This is a genomic window from Bacillus methanolicus MGA3 (genome assembly GCF_000724485.1).
In the GTDB taxonomy this organism is placed as follows: domain Bacteria; phylum Bacillota; class Bacilli; order Bacillales; family Cytobacillaceae; genus Bacillus_Z; species Bacillus_Z methanolicus_A.
Window position 1 is genome coordinate 250,889 of sequence record NZ_CP007739.1, and the last position, 15,785, is coordinate 266,673.

Below are 15,785 nucleotides of genomic sequence, written 5' to 3' on the forward strand. Positions count from 1 at the left end.
GAGGCTAGGAGCCGTAGCTAGACATTACAACAGAATAGTTGATCGCTTTTGTTTGTTTAGTTTTGAGGGAGCAATTCCTCAGAACTTCGTTCTTTGAAAACTAGATAATCGTATTGAAGAAGGCAAAAGAAGAACCGAGTATCGCCATTTTAGGTTTCAAACCTTGAAGGTTAAGTTAGAAAGGGCGCACGGTGGATGCCTTGGCACTAGGAGCCGATGAAGGACGGGACTAACACCGATATGCTTCGGGGAGCTGTAAGTAAGCGTTGATCCGGAGATTTCCGAATGGGGAAACCCCCTATCCGTAATGGGATAGGATCCTAGCCTGAATCCATAGGGCTAGGAGGGCAGACCCGGGGAACTGAAACATCTAAGTACCCGGAGGAAGAGAAAGCAAACGCGATTCCCTGAGTAGCGGCGAGCGAAACGGGAACAGCCCAAACCAGGAGGCTTGCCTCCTGGGGTTGTAGGACACTCAACATGGAGTTACAAAGGAACGGAGTAGACGAAGAGGTCTGGAAAGGCCCGTCAGAGAAGGTAATAACCCTGTAGTCGAAACTTCGTTCCCTCCCGAGTGGATCCTGAGTACGGCGGGACACGTGAAATCCCGTCGGAAGCAGGGAGGACCATCTCCCAAGGCTAAATACTCCCTAGTGACCGATAGTGAACCAGTACCGTGAGGGAAAGGTGAAAAGCACCCCGGGAGGGGAGTGAAAGAGAACCTGAAACCGTGTGCCTACAAGTAGTCAGAGCCCATTCATGGGTGATGGCGTGCCTTTTGTAGAATGAACCGGCGAGTTACGATCACATGCAAGGTTAAGTCGAAGAGACGGAGCCGCAGCGAAAGCGAGTCTGAATAGGGCGAATGAGTATGTGGTCGTAGACCCGAAACCAGGTGATCTACCCATGTCCAGGGTGAAGTCCAGGTAACACTGGATGGAGGCCCGAACCCACGCACGTTGAAAAGTGCGGGGATGAGGTGTGGGTAGCGGAGAAATTCCAATCGAACTTGGAGATAGCTGGTTCTCTCCGAAATAGCTTTAGGGCTAGCCTCAAGTGTGAGAGTCTTGGAGGTAGAGCACTGTTTGGACTAGGGGCCCTCATCGGGTTACCGAATTCAGACAAACTCCGAATGCCAAAGACTTATCCTTGGGAGTCAGACTACGAGTGATAAGATCCGTAGTCAAAAGGGAAACAGCCCAGACCACCAGCTAAGGTCCCAAAGTATACGTTAAGTGGAAAAGGATGTGGAGTTGCTTAGACAACCAGGATGTTGGCTTAGAAGCAGCCACCATTTAAAGAGTGCGTAATAGCTCACTGGTCGAGTGACTCTGCGCCGAAAATGTACCGGGGCTAAACGTATCACCGAAGCTGTGGGTGGACACCGTTTGGTGTCCGCGGTAGGAGAGCGTTCTAAGGGCGTTGAAGCTAGACCGGAAGGACTGGTGGAGCGCTTAGAAGTGAGAATGCCGGTATGAGTAGCGAAAGATGGGTGAGAATCCCATCCACCGAATGCCTAAGGTTTCCTGAGGAAGGCTCGTCCGCTCAGGGTTAGTCGGGACCTAAGCCGAGGCCGAAAGGCGTAGGCGATGGACAACAGGTTGATATTCCTGTACCACCTCTTTTCCGTTTGAGCGATGGGGGGACGCAGGAGGATAGGGCAAGCGCGCTGCTGGATTAGCGCGTCCAAGCAGTTAGGCCGCTAACGAGGCAAATCCCGTTAGCAGAAGGCGGAGCTGTGACGGCGAGGGAAATGTAGTACCGAAGTTCCTGATTCCACACTGCCAAGAAAAGCCTCTAGCGAGGAAAAAGGTGCCCGTACCGCAAACCGACACAGGTAGGCGAGGAGAGAATCCTAAGGTGAGCGAGAGAACTCTCGTTAAGGAACTCGGCAAAATGACCCCGTAACTTCGGGAGAAGGGGTGCTTTTCTGGGTGCATAGCCCGGAAAAGCCGCAGTGAATAGGCCCAGGCGACTGTTTAGCAAAAACACAGGTCTCTGCGAAGCCGCAAGGCGAAGTATAGGGGCTGACGCCTGCCCGGTGCTGGAAGGTTAAGAGGAGGGGTTAGCTAAAAGCGAAGCTCTGAATCGAAGCCCCAGTAAACGGCGGCCGTAACTATAACGGTCCTAAGGTAGCGAAATTCCTTGTCGGGTAAGTTCCGACCCGCACGAAAGGCGTAACGATCTGGGCACTGTCTCAACGAGAGACTCGGTGAAATTATAGTACCTGTGAAGATGCAGGTTACCCGCGACAGGACGGAAAGACCCCGTGGAGCTTTACTGCAGCCTGATATTGAATTTTGGTACAGCTTGTACAGGATAGGTAGGAGCCTGAGAAGCCGGAGCGCCAGCTTCGGTGGAGGCGTCGGTGGGATACTACCCTGGCTGTATTGAAATTCTAACCCGCGCCCCTGATCGGGGCGGGAGACAGTGTCAGGTGGGCAGTTTGACTGGGGCGGTCGCCTCCTAAAAAGTAACGGAGGCGCCCAAAGGTTCCCTCAGAATGGTTGGAAATCATTCGCAGAGTGTAAAGGCATAAGGGAGCTTGACTGCGAGACCTACAAGTCGAGCAGGGACGAAAGTCGGGCTTAGTGATCCGGTGGTTCCGCATGGAAGGGCCATCGCTCAACGGATAAAAGCTACCCCGGGGATAACAGGCTTATCTCCCCCAAGAGTCCACATCGACGGGGAGGTTTGGCACCTCGATGTCGGCTCATCGCATCCTGGGGCTGTAGTCGGTCCCAAGGGTTGGGCTGTTCGCCCATTAAAGCGGTACGCGAGCTGGGTTCAGAACGTCGTGAGACAGTTCGGTCCCTATCCGTCGCGGGCGCAGGAAATTTGAGAGGAGCTGTCCTTAGTACGAGAGGACCGGGATGGACGCACCGCTGGTGTACCAGTTGTCTTGCCAAAGGCATAGCTGGGTAGCTATGTGCGGACGGGATAAGTGCTGAAAGCATCTAAGCATGAAGCCCCCCTCAAGATGAGATTTCCCATAGCGTCAAGCTAGTAAGATCCCTGAAAGATGATCAGGTTGATAGGTCTGAGGTGGAAGCGTGGCGACACGTGGAGCTGACAGATACTAATCGATCGAGGGCTTAACCAAATTAAAAAGCGGAAGAAGTCCGCAAGTGATACTCATTGTTCTTCACTTCTTCATAACATTATCTAGTTTTGAGAGAATGAAAATTCTCTTCTACATAGTGAATATCTAAAACATTGTAGATGTAAGCCTGCTCCTGTGGCATAGCATATTCGAAGGTGAAGCTGTTCACCTCGTCGCAAGCCAGCAGAGAGGATGATTCAATGATGTAGGCTTGGTGACGATGGCGAGAAGGTCACACCCGTTCCCATACCGAACACGGAAGTTAAGCTTCTCAGCGCCGATGGTAGTTGGGGCATTGCCCCTGCGAGAGTAGGACGTTGCCAGGCTTTTGTATTTATCGTCGCGGGGTGGAGCAACGAGCGTTACTTCATTGAATAACTTCGAGTTGTACCGACCGAACGGCATCTTGGTTTAACTTTCTGAGGTCGGGACAGTCCTAAGCTAAAATAAGCGCCAATCTGAATATAATAACATCGTCGCGGGGTGGAGCAGTCCGGTAGCTCGTCGGGCTCATAACCCGAAGGTCGCAGGTTCAAATCCTGCCCCCGCAATCTGGGTCCCGTAGTGTAGCGGTTAACATGCCTGCCTGTCACGCAGGAGATCGCGGGTTCGATTCCCGTCGGGACCGCCAGTTTATAGGATGATAGAGCGAACTTAACGAAACGATGTTTCGTTTTTTTTTATCACTAATAATATACTACTCATTTTTGATCATCTTCATTAAATCATGTAAACTACATATAGAGTGTGAGCTCCTTAGGAAGATTCCTAAGGTTTTTTTGTATAAACATTAATCGTTTTCAACAATTATGTAAACAATGTGAAAAAAGGTACAAGGTGATTAACCTATGAAACAATATGAATATCTCTCCGGAGGAACGTGCGATACGCTGGAATTTTCGAAGCAGCTTTCAAAATTTTTAAAACCAGGTGATGTTCTTGCTCTTGAAGGAGATTTAGGAGCCGGAAAAACGACTTTTACAAAAGGGTTGGCAGAAGGGCTGGGAATTAGGAAAAACGTAAATAGCCCAACATTTACGATTATTAAAGAATACCATGGAAGACTGCCTCTTTATCATATGGATGTATACCGGGTCGAAGACGCTTATGAAGACTTGGGCTTTGATGAGTATTTTGAGGGAGATGGAGTAACAGTTGTTGAGTGGGCTCATCTTATTGAAGAACAGCTTCCATCTGAAATATTAACAATTTCTATATACCGGGAAGATAATGAAAAAAGGCGTATCGTTTTACAGCCAAAAGGGAAGCGTTACGAGGAATTATGTAAGGAGATTTTTTCATGAATGTATTAGCCATCGATACATCTAATTATCCTTTAGGGATTGCCATTATCAATGAAGAGAAAGTAATGGGCGAATATATTACGAATGTTAAGAAAAACCATTCGATCAGAGTAATGCCTGCTATTGAAGCTTTAGTAAAGGAATGTGATTTAACTCCTGCGGATTTAACAAAAGTTGTTGTTGCAAAAGGTCCAGGTTCTTATACGGGAGTTCGAATCGGAGTTACAATTGCGAAAACACTGGCATGGATATTAAATATCCCGCTTGTTGGAATTTCCAGCCTAGCAGTGATTGCTTCCGGAGTGGGCAGATATTTTAATGGGTATGTATCACCGCTATTTGATGCGAGAAGAGGACAAATCTATACCGGGTTATACCAATATCAAAATGGCAAGCTGGTTACCATCAAAAACGACGAGATCATTTTAACTGAGGATTGGGTAAATCAATTAAGGGGACTTGATAAATCGATTCTTTTTGTGGGAAATGACCTCCCACTCCATCAAGTTGCTATTAAAAAAGCTCTTGAGGAAAAGGCAGTTTTTGCTGAAATAACGGAACATAATCCGCGGCCTTCCGAGTTGGCTTTTTTAGGAAAGGATAAACCAGGAGAAGATATTCACTCTTTTGTACCGAATTATATCAGGTTGGCTGAAGCCGAGGCAAAATGGCTTGAATCGAAGAAAAACCAATAACTGGTGATTGGATAGGAAGAACATTATGAATGACTCTTTAATGTTTCGTTTTATGGAAGAAAAAGATATTGACCAGGTATTGCAGATTGAACATGCATCTTTTACTCTCCCTTGGAGCCGGGAAGCTTTTTATAATGAGCTAACGAAAAATCAATTTGCTGTTTATATTGTTCTCGAAGATCATGAAAAAGTTGTTGGCTATTGCGGAATGTGGGTTGTTGTAGATGAGGCCCACATTACAAATATTGCTCTTCTTCCGGAATATAGAGGGAAAAAGCTTGGAGAAGCTTTATTGCGTAAAGTAGTGGAGATTGCAAGGGAGTATGGGGCTAAGACGATGACATTAGAAGTCAGGGTCACGAATTATGTTGCACAATCACTATATCGAAAGCTTGGTTTTCAAAATGGAGCAATACGAAAAAACTATTATACAGATAACCAGGAAGATGCGTTAGTAATGTGGGTGAATTTATGAAAAAAGATCAATGGATTATGGGAATTGAAACGAGCTGTGATGAAACAGCGGTGGCGATTATTAAAAACGGCCGGGAGATTGCGGCTAATATTGTCGCATCGCAAATTGAAAGCCATAAGAGATTTGGCGGCGTTGTTCCTGAAATAGCTTCCCGCCATCATGTCGAACAAATAACCATCGTATTAGAAGAAGCGATGAAACAGGCAGGCATCTCATACGGAGATCTTGATGCCATTGCTGTGACGGAAGGCCCCGGTTTGGTTGGAGCACTTTTGATAGGAGTAAATGCAGCAAAGGCTATTGCCTTTGCCCATTCAATTCCCCTAGTTGGGGTGCACCATATCGCTGGCCATATTTATGCAAATCGGCTTGTAGCTGAAATGAAGTTCCCGCTTTTGTCCCTTGTTGTATCGGGCGGCCATACAGAGCTTGTATATATGAAAGAACATGGCCATTTTGAAGTGATTGGAGAAACAAGAGATGATGCTGCTGGTGAGGCATATGATAAAGTGGCAAGAACATTAAACTTGCCTTATCCAGGAGGGCCGCATATAGATCGGCTTGCACATAATGGCGAGCCTAAAATTGAGCTGCCGAGAGCCTGGCTCGAAGAAGACTCGTATGATTTCAGTTTCAGCGGATTAAAATCAGCTGTTATTAACGTGATTCATAACGCGGAACAGCGCGGAGATAAGATTGCACCGGAGGATTTGGCAGCCAGTTTTCAGGCAAGTGTGATTGATGTTCTGGTAACCAAAACGGTAAAAGCAGCAAAAGCTTATGAAGTAAAGCAAGTGGTACTGGCAGGCGGAGTAGCTGCCAACACGGGTTTAAGAACTGCATTAGAGGAATCATTTAAGGAATTACCAGATATCGAACTAATTATACCTCCGCTTTCTCTTTGCACGGATAATGCTGCCATGATTGCTGCGGCAGGAAGCGTGTTGTTTGAAAAAGGAAAACGGGCAGATTTGGCTCTAAATGCAAGTCCGGGCTTAGATATAACAATCCACAACTAATTTGGTAAACTCCCTTTAAACAGGGAGTTTTTTTGTGGATAATTTTTAAAATTTGTTAATTTTGTGGATAAAATAATAAAATATTGTGGATTGTGTGGAAAAGTTGTTAAAAACTTTTTAAATAAGTAATTGTATAGTGGATAAGGTTGTGAATAACTTTTTCGGCATATTAGATCGAATAAATAAAAAACCCAGCCCGTAATCTTTGTACAGCTGGGTTGCAGCCCCGTGCATGTCCACGGGCACTATTTTTCTATTCAGCAAGCTCTGCCCATTCTTCCAATAGAGCTTCAAGCTCTGACTTTGCTTTTTCATTTTGCAGATTGATTTCCATCACTTTTTCATGATCTTGATAGATTTCCGGTTCACAAAGAAGCTGGTTATTATTAGTTATTTGTTCTTCTAGTGATTCAATTAGGGCTTCAATCTCCTCAATCCGCCTTTTGCGCTGTCTTTCAAGCTTTTTGGCTTCTTTGTCTTGCTGATATGTGTTTTTTTCTTGTTTTATAGGCTCAGTCGTTTCTGTTTGCTGTTGCTCAAGCGCACGAATTTCTTCTTTTTCCTGTTTCTTTTCTAAAAAATAATCATAATCGCCTAAATATTCAACGGCTCCATTTTGACTGAGCTCCAGAACTTTCGTTGCAATCCGGTTAATGAAATACCTATCATGGGATACAAATAGAATCGTTCCTGGATAATCAATTAAAGCATTCTCGAGAATTTCCTTGCTGTCTAAATCAAGATGGTTAGTTGGTTCGTCGAGAACAAGAAAATTGGCTTTTTGCATCATTAATTTTGCCAGGGCGAGCCTTGCCTTTTCTCCTCCGCTTAAAGAAGAAACGGGTTTTAGTACATCGTCCCCAGAAAACAAGAAATTTCCAAGCACTGTACGGATTTCTTTTTCAGTCTTTAATGGATGTTCATCCCATAATTCATTTAAAACCCGTTTATTCGACGTTAGATCAGCTTGTTCCTGGTCATAGTAGCCTATTGTTACATTTGAACCGTATTGAATTTCTCCTGAAAGAGCGGGTAGTTTTTTGACAATTGTTTTTAATAAAGTAGATTTTCCGATTCCGTTTGGACCGACTAAAGCGATGCTGTCTCCGCGGGTGATCCGGAATGAGATATTTTCTGAAACCTTATTTTCTTTGTATCCTACGGCGAGATCATGAACTTTAAGCACATCATTTCCGCTTTGGCGTTCAATGTCAAAGGAAAAAGAAGCAGACTTTTCATCGCTGAGAGGACGGTCCATGATCTCCATTTTTTCGAGTTGTTTACGCCTGCTTTGTGCTCTCTTTGTTGTTGATGCACGGGCCAGATTTCTCGCAATAAATTCCTGTAATTTTGATATTTCTTCCTGTTGTTTTTCATACTGCTTCATTTCTCGTTCAAAGTTTTCGGCCTTTTGCTGGAGATATGAACTGTAATTGCCATGATATTTTTGGATTTGATGGCGTGAAATTTCATAAACCTGAGTTACGACCTTATCTAAGAAGTATCGGTCATGGGAAACGATCAATACTGCTCCATCATAATTTTGCAAATATTGCTCAAGCCACGATAATGTTTCAATATCAAGGTGGTTAGTCGGCTCGTCCAAGATCAAAATATCCGGCTTTGTTAAAAGCAGCTTTCCAAGGGCAAGTCTTGTTTTCTGGCCCCCGCTCAGACTTGATATTTTAGTCGTATGATCATATTCATGAAAATTAAGCCCGTGAAGGACAGACCGGATATCCGCTTCATATTGATAACCGCCTTGCTCTTTAAACTGAATTTGTAAAAGATCGTACTCTTTGAGTATACGTTCGTAGGCAGATGGATTTTCGAACACAGCCGGGTCTGCCATTTTTTCTTCTAATTTTCGCAGCTCTTTTTCCATTTTTTGCAGCGATTCAAAAACAGCCATCATTTCATCCCAAATGGTCAAATCGGATTCAAGTCCAGTATTTTGTGCTAAATATCCGATTGAAACATCCTTTGGCTTGATAATCTCGCCTGAATCGTACGACAGATGCCCGGCAATAATTTTTAATAGGGTAGATTTTCCTGCGCCGTTTCTTCCGACAAGGGCAATTCTGTCACGGTTTTGTATTTCAAGCTTTATATTCGATAAAATAAGGTCAGCACCATAATATTTTGTTAGTTGATTAACTTGTAATAAAATCATTAATTTTCACCTCAATTATCATAGAACTAGTGTATCTCATTCAAATATTGACGGCAATATACGCAAATTTGTGAACAATGTTACAAAGTTTTCACACAGATATGTCAAAATAGTGTATGATTTGATGTGAGGTGTATTTTATGGCGGAGTTCACTCATTTCAATGAAGAAGGCAGAGCGAAAATGGTAGATGTGAGTAGTAAACCGGAAACGGTTCGAACTGCATTAGCTCATTCGAGTATTACAGTAAATAAAGAAATATACGAAAAAATTACAGGGAATAAAATGAAAAAAGGGGATGTACTGGCAGTTGCTCAAGTTGCTGCAGTGATGGCAGCAAAAAAAACATGGGAAATCATTCCAATGTGCCATCCTATTCCTCTTACAGGAGTAGATATTTCATTTTCCTGGAAGAATGATCAGGAAAACTATACTCTAAATATTTTAGCTTCGGTTAAAACAAAGGGGAGTACAGGAGTAGAGATGGAAGCACTAACGGCAGCTTCTGTCTGTGCTCTTACGATTTATGATATGTGTAAAGCCATCGACAAAGGTATGGTTATTGGAAAGACGTATTTAGTTGAAAAAACAGGCGGAAAAAATGGAGATTATTTTAGAGAGAAAGGAAGTAAATAAACAAAAGGCGGTGAATGAAAGATGTCAAACGAATTGGTGAAAATTCCTCAAGCAACTGCAAAGAGGCTGCCTTTATATTATCGCTTTTTGAAAAACCTGCATTCTTCCGGAAAACAAAAGGTTTCATCGGCTGAACTAAGTGAAGCTGTAAAAGTAGATTCAGCAACAATTCGCAGGGACTTTTCTTATTTTGGTGCTCTAGGAAAAAAAGGATATGGATACAATGTGAGCTATCTGCTGTCTTTTTTTCGCAAAGCACTTGATCAGGATGAGCTGACAAAAGTAGCTTTAATCGGAGTTGGGAATTTAGGGACTGCACTCTTAAATTATAGTATACTTAAAAACAACAACACGAAAATTGAAATCGCTTTTGACATTGATCAAAACAAAGTGGGAACAAAGGTAGGGCAAGTACCTGTCTATCATATGGATGAACTTGAAAAAAAATTGATCGAAACGGATGTCCAAGTTGCAATTTTAACCGTTCCTGTACCGGAAGCACAACCGGTTACAGACCGACTTGTTCAGGCAAATGTAAAAGGTATTTTAAACTTTACTCCGGCAAGATTAAATGTTCCGTCAACGATCCGTGTCCATCATATCGATTTAGCGGTAGAATTGCAGTCATTAGTTTATTTCTTAAAGCACTATCCGTCAGAAGAGGCTTAATGAAGATTTTGTTCTTAAAAACGCATTAATTTTAATGCAAAATAAGGGGCTGGACTCATAAGGTCAGCCTCCTTGTCTTATTTAATCATTTCTTTGTCAAGCGTGCCACTTCTTGGCTGCGGTATTATTTGTTGACATTTTTAATCTTAAAATGAAAAGCAATCATTCTGATTCCTGATCCGATATCAAATGTTGCTAATATCACGAGCAAGTAAGTAAAAAATCCCCAGCCGGCTTCATTCACATTTTGGATGGCAAAAAAGGTGAATAAAGTGCCAAGCATTATATAAAATATACCTGAAATCAAGGGAGATTGCCTCATCTAAAATCCTCCAATAAGACTTTGTATTTTTTCCATATCGCGCAGAATTCTCTCAATATCTTCTCTGTAAACGGACTGAATCAACACGACGAATGTATTCATTGTTACATGGGCAATAATGGGAACGATAATTCGTTGCGTTTTAACATAAAGATATGCAAACGTAAAGCCCATTGTAGAATATAAAATAATATGCTCGGGTTCAAAATGGGCCAGAGCGAAAATGACAGAACTGATCAGTGCGGACAGAAAGAAGTTCAGCCTCTTATGAAGCGCTCCGAAAATAATTTTGCGAAAAACAATTTCCTCTAAAATCGGGCCAATAAACGAACTTACTAAAATAACAAAAGGAAAAGACTCAATAATGCTAATAATTTGCTGAGTATTTTCCGAACCCATTTTAATTCCGATTAGTCTTTCAAAATTGGCGGCAATGGATTGGGCAAAAAGGGCCAGGAAGACGCCGCCGACAGACCAAAAGAACGAAGAAATTGCGGAGGCTGCATTTCTTGTATTTGAACCTGTTATAATTTCTTTTCTCAATAACAAAAGAACAATGATTAATGTAACGGTAAAACTGATGACCAGCCAATAAGGGACCGCGAGTACTTCCATTTCCCTGATGTTTTTGCCGAAGAAAGCTCCTAAAAAAGTAATTAACGGAATCCCAATTAGACTGGACAGCTGCATGGCAATATACGCTATTAATATGAACCAATATTCCTTTTTCAATTGTATTTAACTCCTTTTTTCCAAAAACTTATGGACTCTGTACCATTCTACTATTGAAGGGCAGGCTGTTTCAAATTCTTTGGACATAAAGGAATAAATTAGGGTTATTGAAGCATACTCTTATATGCAGAAAAAACGGTGAAGAAAATCGGGTTATTAATTTCAAAAATTTTTTTCTTTATGCTTGCAAAAGAGATTCGATTTATTTAATATAATAATTGTGTTAGCACTCAATGGGTGTGAGTGCTGATAAATAAGATTATTATAACAATATTTGAGGAGGTTGTTTCCCTTGTTAAAGCCACTAGGTGATCGCATTGTAATTGAGCTTGTTGAAACAGAAGAAAAAACTGCAAGCGGTATCGTTTTACCAGACACTGCGAAAGAAAAGCCTCAAGAAGGTAAAGTAGTAGCTGTTGGAACCGGCCGTGTTCTTGACAGCGGTGAGCGTGTAGCAATTGAGGTTTCTGTAGGCGATCGCATTATCTTCTCAAAATACGCTGGTACAGAAGTAAAGTATGATGGCAAGGAATATCTAATTTTGCGTGAAAGCGACATTCTCGCTGTCGTAGAGTAAAATGAAATAGCCGTTCCGACCATGTGGGAAAGATCAGATTACTTAGACAAAACGTTAGAATGTTATGAGAAAAATTAGGGGAGGTTTTTAACATGGCAAAAGAGATTAAATTCAGTGAAGATGCACGTCGTGCGATGCTTCGCGGTGTAGATGCTCTTGCAAATGCAGTAAAAGTGACTCTTGGACCAAAAGGACGCAACGTGGTTCTTGAGAAAAAATTTGGTTCTCCGTTAATTACAAATGACGGTGTAACAATTGCGAAAGAAATTGAGTTAGAAGATGCTTTTGAAAACATGGGTGCTAAGCTTGTTGCAGAAGTAGCAAGCAAAACAAATGATGTAGCCGGTGACGGTACAACTACTGCTACTGTTCTTGCTCAAGCAATGATCCGTGAAGGCCTTAAAAACGTAACAGCTGGCGCTAACCCAATGGGGCTTCGTAAAGGTATCGAAAAAGCGGTTGCGAAAGCTGTTGAAGAATTAAAAGCTATTTCTAAGCCAATCGAAGGAAAAGAATCTATCGCACAAGTTGCTTCTATTTCTGCTGCTGACGAAGAAGTTGGTCAAATTATCGCTGAAGCAATGGAACGCGTTGGCAAAGACGGCGTAATCACAATCGAAGAATCTAAAGGCTTCACAACTGAATTAGATGTTGTAGAAGGTATGCAATTCGACCGTGGATACGCTTCTCCTTACATGGTAACTGATTCTGACAAAATGGAAGCAGTTCTTGAAAATCCTTATATCTTAATCACAGACAAAAAAATCACCAGCATTCAAGATATCCTTCCTGTACTTGAGCAAGTTGTTCAACAAGGCAAACCATTATTGATTGTTGCTGAAGATGTTGAAGGTGAAGCACTTGCTACATTAGTAGTGAACAAACTTCGCGGAACATTCAATGCAGTAGCTGTTAAGGCTCCTGGTTTCGGTGACCGCCGCAAAGCTATGCTTGAAGACATCGCAATCTTGACTGGCGGTGAAGTGATCTCTGAAGAGCTTGGCCGTGACTTGAAATCTGCAACAATCAATTCTTTAGGACGCGCTTCTAAAGTTGTTGTAACGAAAGAAAATACAACAATCGTAGAAGGTGCCGGCGATTCTGCACAAATCGCTTCTCGTGTTAACCAAATCCGACTTCAATTAGAAGAATCTACTTCTGAATTCGATCGTGAAAAATTACAAGAACGCTTAGCTAAATTGGCAGGCGGTGTAGCGGTAATCAAAGTTGGTGCGGCTACTGAAACTGAGTTAAAAGAACGCAAACTTCGTATCGAAGATGCATTAAACGCAACTCGTGCTGCTGTTGAAGAAGGTATTGTAGCCGGTGGTGGTACTGCACTTCTTAATGTATACAATAAAGTTGCTTCTATCGAGGCTGAAGGCGATGTTGCTACAGGTGTTAACATTGTTTTACGTGCAATGGAAGAACCTGTACGTCAAATCGCTCAAAACGCTGGCCTTGAAGGTTCTGTAATCGTTGAACGCTTAAAAGGTGAAAAAGTTGGTGTAGGCTTCAACGCTGCTACTGGCGAATGGGTAAATATGATCGAAGCTGGTATCGTTGATCCAACAAAAGTTACTCGTTCTGCTCTTCAAAACGCTGGATCTGTTGCGGCTATGTTCTTAACAACTGAAGCAGTTGTTGCTGACAAACCAGAAGAAAACAAAGGTCCTGCAATGCCTGACATGAACGGCATGATGTAATATATGACGGAAACCCCTAGTATTTAGGGGTTTCTTTTTTTTTTGCTTTTTTCAATCATAGCCGGTCTATTTATTGCACGTCAAAAAAAAGAGAAATAAGGCCTACAAAATTTAACATTTGTAACATAAATTACAGAAAATTAACAAAAACAAAAAATATTTTGAAAATTATTCGCTGATCTGCCTACTCACCCATCCGACCTTTTTCCTAAAAATTATCTCGATTTCTAGATTTTGCAAGGAAAATATACCAGACAAACTTCGACAAACTCGTTCGCAAGTTTGACAGTTTTGTGAACAACTGGTAGTAAGTTAAGTAAAAAGAAAGAATTCTTTCTAAATATTGGTTTTTTGATAAAAAGCAAAGAATAAATCTCCATATATAAAAATATCTTTTTTTGGGAGAGAAGATGCAGGATGTTGGAGTCAAAGAAAAGAGCCGGGATATTTTTAATCCTTTCCTTCCTTTTAGCTTCAGTGGCAGGAAACTTAGTCTTACAGAAGGTTAGAGATCTAAATGCTGAACTGGGAGGAATGACAAAAATTTATGTTGCCAAGGGAGACATTCCGGCACGGACTCTCATTAAGGAGAGTCAAATCACAACAATGGAAATTCCGAATAAGTTCGTGAATAAGGCACATGTAACGAAAAAAGACGAATTGGTGAACATGGTTCTGGTTGTTCCATTATCCAATGGAGAGATCATTACTAAAAATATGCTCAAGCCTTTTTCTAATTTACGTAAAGAAAACAATCGATTAGTGGCCATGTATCCTTCTGAGAAAGTCCAGTTTGATCAGGTGATCGAAGCCTTAGATAGAGTCGATATTATCGTTTCGACTAAAATCAACGGGAAACCGAAAACGGAAATTTTTATGAGAGATGTTCCGGTAGCATATGCACAAGGGACAGGAGATAAATTTGCAGGGGTTGCCTTGGAAGTAAGTATGGAGGATGCACCAAAACTGATACATATACAAAATTATGCAGATAAAGTTAGAGTGCTAAAAGCAAATGTAGGGAAGGACGATTCGGCGGACTTAACCAATGAATCGCAAGAAAGTACTGAAAAGAAGGCTGCTGAGCAAGCGGCAGTAAAGAAACAATCAATGCGAATTAAGCACAGATAATACCAGCTGCAAAGCCTTCTGAACAAAAAACAGATCCTGCTACAAGCGTAAAGACAAAATAATAAGCAAGAGGGAATACGATGGAGCCGAATCTTAAAGTTTTATTAGTTAGCGATGATGAGGTCATTCATAATCAAATTTTAAATGCCATATCAGGCAGCTATAGCGTTCAGTTAATTGACACAGGAGATGTTGTTCGCGAAGTAAACAGGGATGTTCAAGATATTGTGATCTTTGTTCAGCCGGAAAGTGATATTGCTGTAGAAAGCATCCAGTATATTAAGTCGATAAGCCCGTCCACATTAGTGATTTTTATCGCTAAAGGCTACGATTTTACACAGTTGAGAAACATTACTAAAGCGGGAGCCACTGAATTCTTTGTCTATCCGGAAGAACATAGTTTGTTTGTGAGCCGCTTTCCTGCCATTTTTCAAAACTATGAAATTCAGAAAATAAAAAAAGATGAGATTTTTTTGTCTTTTACCAGAGGAAGAGGCCAGATTCTCTCTATTTTTAGCGGAAACGGGGGCAGCGGGAAATCAAATCTTGCTTCAGCCTTGGCGCAAACCATCAAGCTCGAGTCGACTGCGGAGGTCATTCTGATTGATTTGAATCTGCAATTTGGAGGTATCGAAACGCTTCTTTCCATTCAATCAAACCGTTCGATTGCAGATTTAACTCCGGTTATTAATGAGTTAAACGAAAGCCATATCCGTAATGTCTCGCAGAAACTTGACACCTCTAAGCTCGATGTGCTCATCAGTCCGTGTGATGCTGAAGCTGCAGAAATAATAACAGAAGAATTTGTCGCCAAACTGCTTAGAACATGCAGACGAAGCTTTGATTTTGTCGTTGTGGATTTGCCGTCCTATATCAACAGCCAGGTTGTCACCGCACTGGAAGAATCAGATCAAATTTTCTATGTCCTTACTCCGGATACGCCTGCTTTGAAAGTATTAAAACAATTTGAAGAACTTGCGGTCAGATTAGGAATTGAACTTCCTTCAAGAACATCGATCATCCTTAATAAAACTGGAAAGGAAAATGAAATCCAAGAAAAAGATTTAAAAAATGTTCTCAGATTTCCAATTGCGGCATCCGTTCGTTTTGATTATAAAGGGCTTCAGCCCTTCCTAAATAAAGGGGAGCCGGTAAGAAAAACGGCAAAAGAGAAAAGACTAATTCCTTTTGCTAAAGATGTGAAAAAATGGGCGCTTTCTTTATTGAAATAGGGGGATTTATTA

General features: G+C 41.9%; 13 protein-coding genes, 2 tRNA genes and 2 rRNA genes. 14 read left to right on the forward strand and 3 right to left on the reverse strand.

Annotated features, from left to right (window positions below):
* The first annotated feature begins 168 nt into the window (after positions 1 to 168).
* The 8 genes from BMMGA3_RS01420 to tsaD all read left to right on the forward strand — a co-directional run bounded on the left by BMMGA3_RS01420 (position 169) and on the right by tsaD (position 6,596).
* A 23S ribosomal RNA gene (locus BMMGA3_RS01420) occupies positions 169 to 3,103 on the forward strand.
* Positions 3,104 to 3,313: 210 nt separating this feature from the next.
* A 5S ribosomal RNA gene (gene rrf, locus BMMGA3_RS01425) occupies positions 3,314 to 3,429 on the forward strand.
* 151 nt (positions 3,430 to 3,580) lie between these two features.
* Positions 3,581 to 3,654: transfer RNA gene (locus tag BMMGA3_RS01430), tRNA-Met, on the forward strand.
* Positions 3,655 to 3,658: 4 nt separating this feature from the next.
* A tRNA-Asp gene (locus tag BMMGA3_RS01435) sits at positions 3,659 to 3,734 on the forward strand.
* A gap of 217 nt (positions 3,735 to 3,951) precedes the next feature.
* Positions 3,952 to 4,407 (forward strand): tRNA (adenosine(37)-N6)-threonylcarbamoyltransferase complex ATPase subunit type 1 TsaE, encoded by a 456-nt coding sequence (gene tsaE / locus BMMGA3_RS01440; RefSeq protein WP_003349723.1) that lies wholly within the window; start codon positions 3,952 to 3,954, stop codon positions 4,405 to 4,407.
* Positions 4,404 to 5,102 (forward strand): tRNA (adenosine(37)-N6)-threonylcarbamoyltransferase complex dimerization subunit type 1 TsaB, encoded by a 699-nt coding sequence (gene tsaB / locus BMMGA3_RS01445; RefSeq protein ID WP_003349722.1) that lies wholly within the window; start codon positions 4,404 to 4,406, stop codon positions 5,100 to 5,102. Before tsaE ends, tsaB begins: the two co-directional genes overlap by 4 nt.
* 25 nt (positions 5,103 to 5,127) lie before the next feature.
* Positions 5,128 to 5,577 carry a ribosomal protein S18-alanine N-acetyltransferase gene (gene rimI, locus BMMGA3_RS01450; protein ID WP_003349720.1) on the forward strand — a complete coding sequence of 150 codons (450 nt, stop codon included), beginning with the start codon at positions 5,128 to 5,130 and terminating at the stop codon, positions 5,575 to 5,577.
* Positions 5,574 to 6,596 carry a tRNA (adenosine(37)-N6)-threonylcarbamoyltransferase complex transferase subunit TsaD gene (gene tsaD / locus BMMGA3_RS01455; RefSeq protein ID WP_003349718.1) on the forward strand — a complete coding sequence of 341 codons (1,023 nt, stop codon included), beginning with the start codon at positions 5,574 to 5,576 and terminating at the stop codon, positions 6,594 to 6,596. Before rimI ends, tsaD begins: the two co-directional genes overlap by 4 nt.
* A 253-nt stretch (positions 6,597 to 6,849) precedes the next feature.
* Here tsaD and BMMGA3_RS01460 read toward each other — a convergent pair whose 3' ends face one another.
* Positions 6,850 to 8,769 carry an ABC-F family ATP-binding cassette domain-containing protein gene (locus tag BMMGA3_RS01460; protein ID WP_003349716.1) on the reverse strand — a complete coding sequence of 640 codons (1,920 nt, stop codon included), beginning with the start codon at positions 8,767 to 8,769 and terminating at the stop codon, positions 6,850 to 6,852.
* Positions 8,770 to 8,909: 140 nt separating this feature from the next.
* Between BMMGA3_RS01460 and moaC the strand changes: the two genes are divergently transcribed.
* Both moaC and BMMGA3_RS01470 read left to right on the forward strand, forming a co-directional pair.
* Positions 8,910 to 9,404, forward strand: a complete 495-nt coding sequence (moaC, locus tag BMMGA3_RS01465; protein WP_003349715.1) for a cyclic pyranopterin monophosphate synthase MoaC — start codon at positions 8,910 to 8,912, stop codon at positions 9,402 to 9,404.
* Positions 9,405 to 9,425: 21 nt separating this feature from the next.
* Entirely contained in the window at positions 9,426 to 10,073 is a 648-nt protein-coding gene (locus tag BMMGA3_RS01470; protein WP_003349714.1) for a redox-sensing transcriptional repressor Rex, read from the forward strand.
* Positions 10,074 to 10,197: 124 nt separating this feature from the next.
* Here the strand turns inward: BMMGA3_RS01470 and BMMGA3_RS01475 are convergent, their stop codons facing one another.
* A complete protein-coding gene (locus BMMGA3_RS01475) occupies positions 10,198 to 10,395 on the reverse strand; it encodes a YdiK family protein (RefSeq protein WP_003349713.1) in 198 nt (65 codons plus the stop codon).
* Entirely contained in the window at positions 10,396 to 11,127 is a 732-nt protein-coding gene (locus BMMGA3_RS01480; protein WP_003349712.1) for a CPBP family intramembrane glutamic endopeptidase, read from the reverse strand. It abuts the gene before it with no gap.
* A 292-nt stretch (positions 11,128 to 11,419) separates the two neighbouring features.
* Between BMMGA3_RS01480 and groES the strand changes: the two genes are divergently transcribed.
* The 4 genes from groES (at position 11,420) to BMMGA3_RS01500 (ending at position 15,773) form a co-directional block, all read left to right on the forward strand.
* Complete coding sequence (groES, locus tag BMMGA3_RS01485) at positions 11,420 to 11,704, forward strand: co-chaperone GroES (protein ID WP_003349711.1); 285 nt, start codon at positions 11,420 to 11,422, stop codon at positions 11,702 to 11,704.
* A 92-nt stretch (positions 11,705 to 11,796) separates the two neighbouring features.
* Positions 11,797 to 13,410 carry a chaperonin GroEL gene (groL, locus tag BMMGA3_RS01490; protein WP_003349710.1) on the forward strand — a complete coding sequence of 538 codons (1,614 nt, stop codon included), beginning with the start codon at positions 11,797 to 11,799 and terminating at the stop codon, positions 13,408 to 13,410.
* Between the two features lie 417 nt (positions 13,411 to 13,827).
* On the forward strand, positions 13,828 to 14,541 hold the full coding sequence (locus tag BMMGA3_RS01495) for a Flp pilus assembly protein CpaB (protein WP_003349709.1): 714 nt from the start codon (positions 13,828 to 13,830) through the stop codon (positions 14,539 to 14,541).
* Positions 14,542 to 14,621: 80 nt separating this feature from the next.
* A complete protein-coding gene (locus tag BMMGA3_RS01500) occupies positions 14,622 to 15,773 on the forward strand; it encodes a CpaE/TadZ family protein (RefSeq protein WP_003349707.1) in 1,152 nt (383 codons plus the stop codon).
* Positions 15,774 to 15,785: the final 12 nt, after the last annotated feature.

Coding starts and splice junctions, on each gene's coding strand:
- BMMGA3_RS01475 (WP_003349713.1), bottom strand. CDS start 10,395: ATGAGGCAATCTCCCTTGATTTCAGGTATATTTTATATAATGCTTGGC.
- moaC (WP_003349715.1), top strand. CDS start 8,910: ATGGCGGAGTTCACTCATTTCAATGAAGAAGGCAGAGCGAAAATGGTA.
- BMMGA3_RS01500 (WP_003349707.1), top strand. CDS start 14,622: ATGGAGCCGAATCTTAAAGTTTTATTAGTTAGCGATGATGAGGTCATT.
- BMMGA3_RS01470 (WP_003349714.1), top strand. CDS start 9,426: ATGTCAAACGAATTGGTGAAAATTCCTCAAGCAACTGCAAAGAGGCTG.
- BMMGA3_RS01460 (WP_003349716.1), bottom strand. CDS start 8,769: ATGATTTTATTACAAGTTAATCAACTAACAAAATATTATGGTGCTGAC.
- tsaE (WP_003349723.1), top strand. CDS start 3,952: ATGAAACAATATGAATATCTCTCCGGAGGAACGTGCGATACGCTGGAA.
- rimI (WP_003349720.1), top strand. CDS start 5,128: ATGAATGACTCTTTAATGTTTCGTTTTATGGAAGAAAAAGATATTGAC.
- tsaD (WP_003349718.1), top strand. CDS start 5,574: ATGAAAAAAGATCAATGGATTATGGGAATTGAAACGAGCTGTGATGAA.
- tsaB (WP_003349722.1), top strand. CDS start 4,404: ATGAATGTATTAGCCATCGATACATCTAATTATCCTTTAGGGATTGCC.
- groL (WP_003349710.1), top strand. CDS start 11,797: ATGGCAAAAGAGATTAAATTCAGTGAAGATGCACGTCGTGCGATGCTT.
- BMMGA3_RS01495 (WP_003349709.1), top strand. CDS start 13,828: ATGTTGGAGTCAAAGAAAAGAGCCGGGATATTTTTAATCCTTTCCTTC.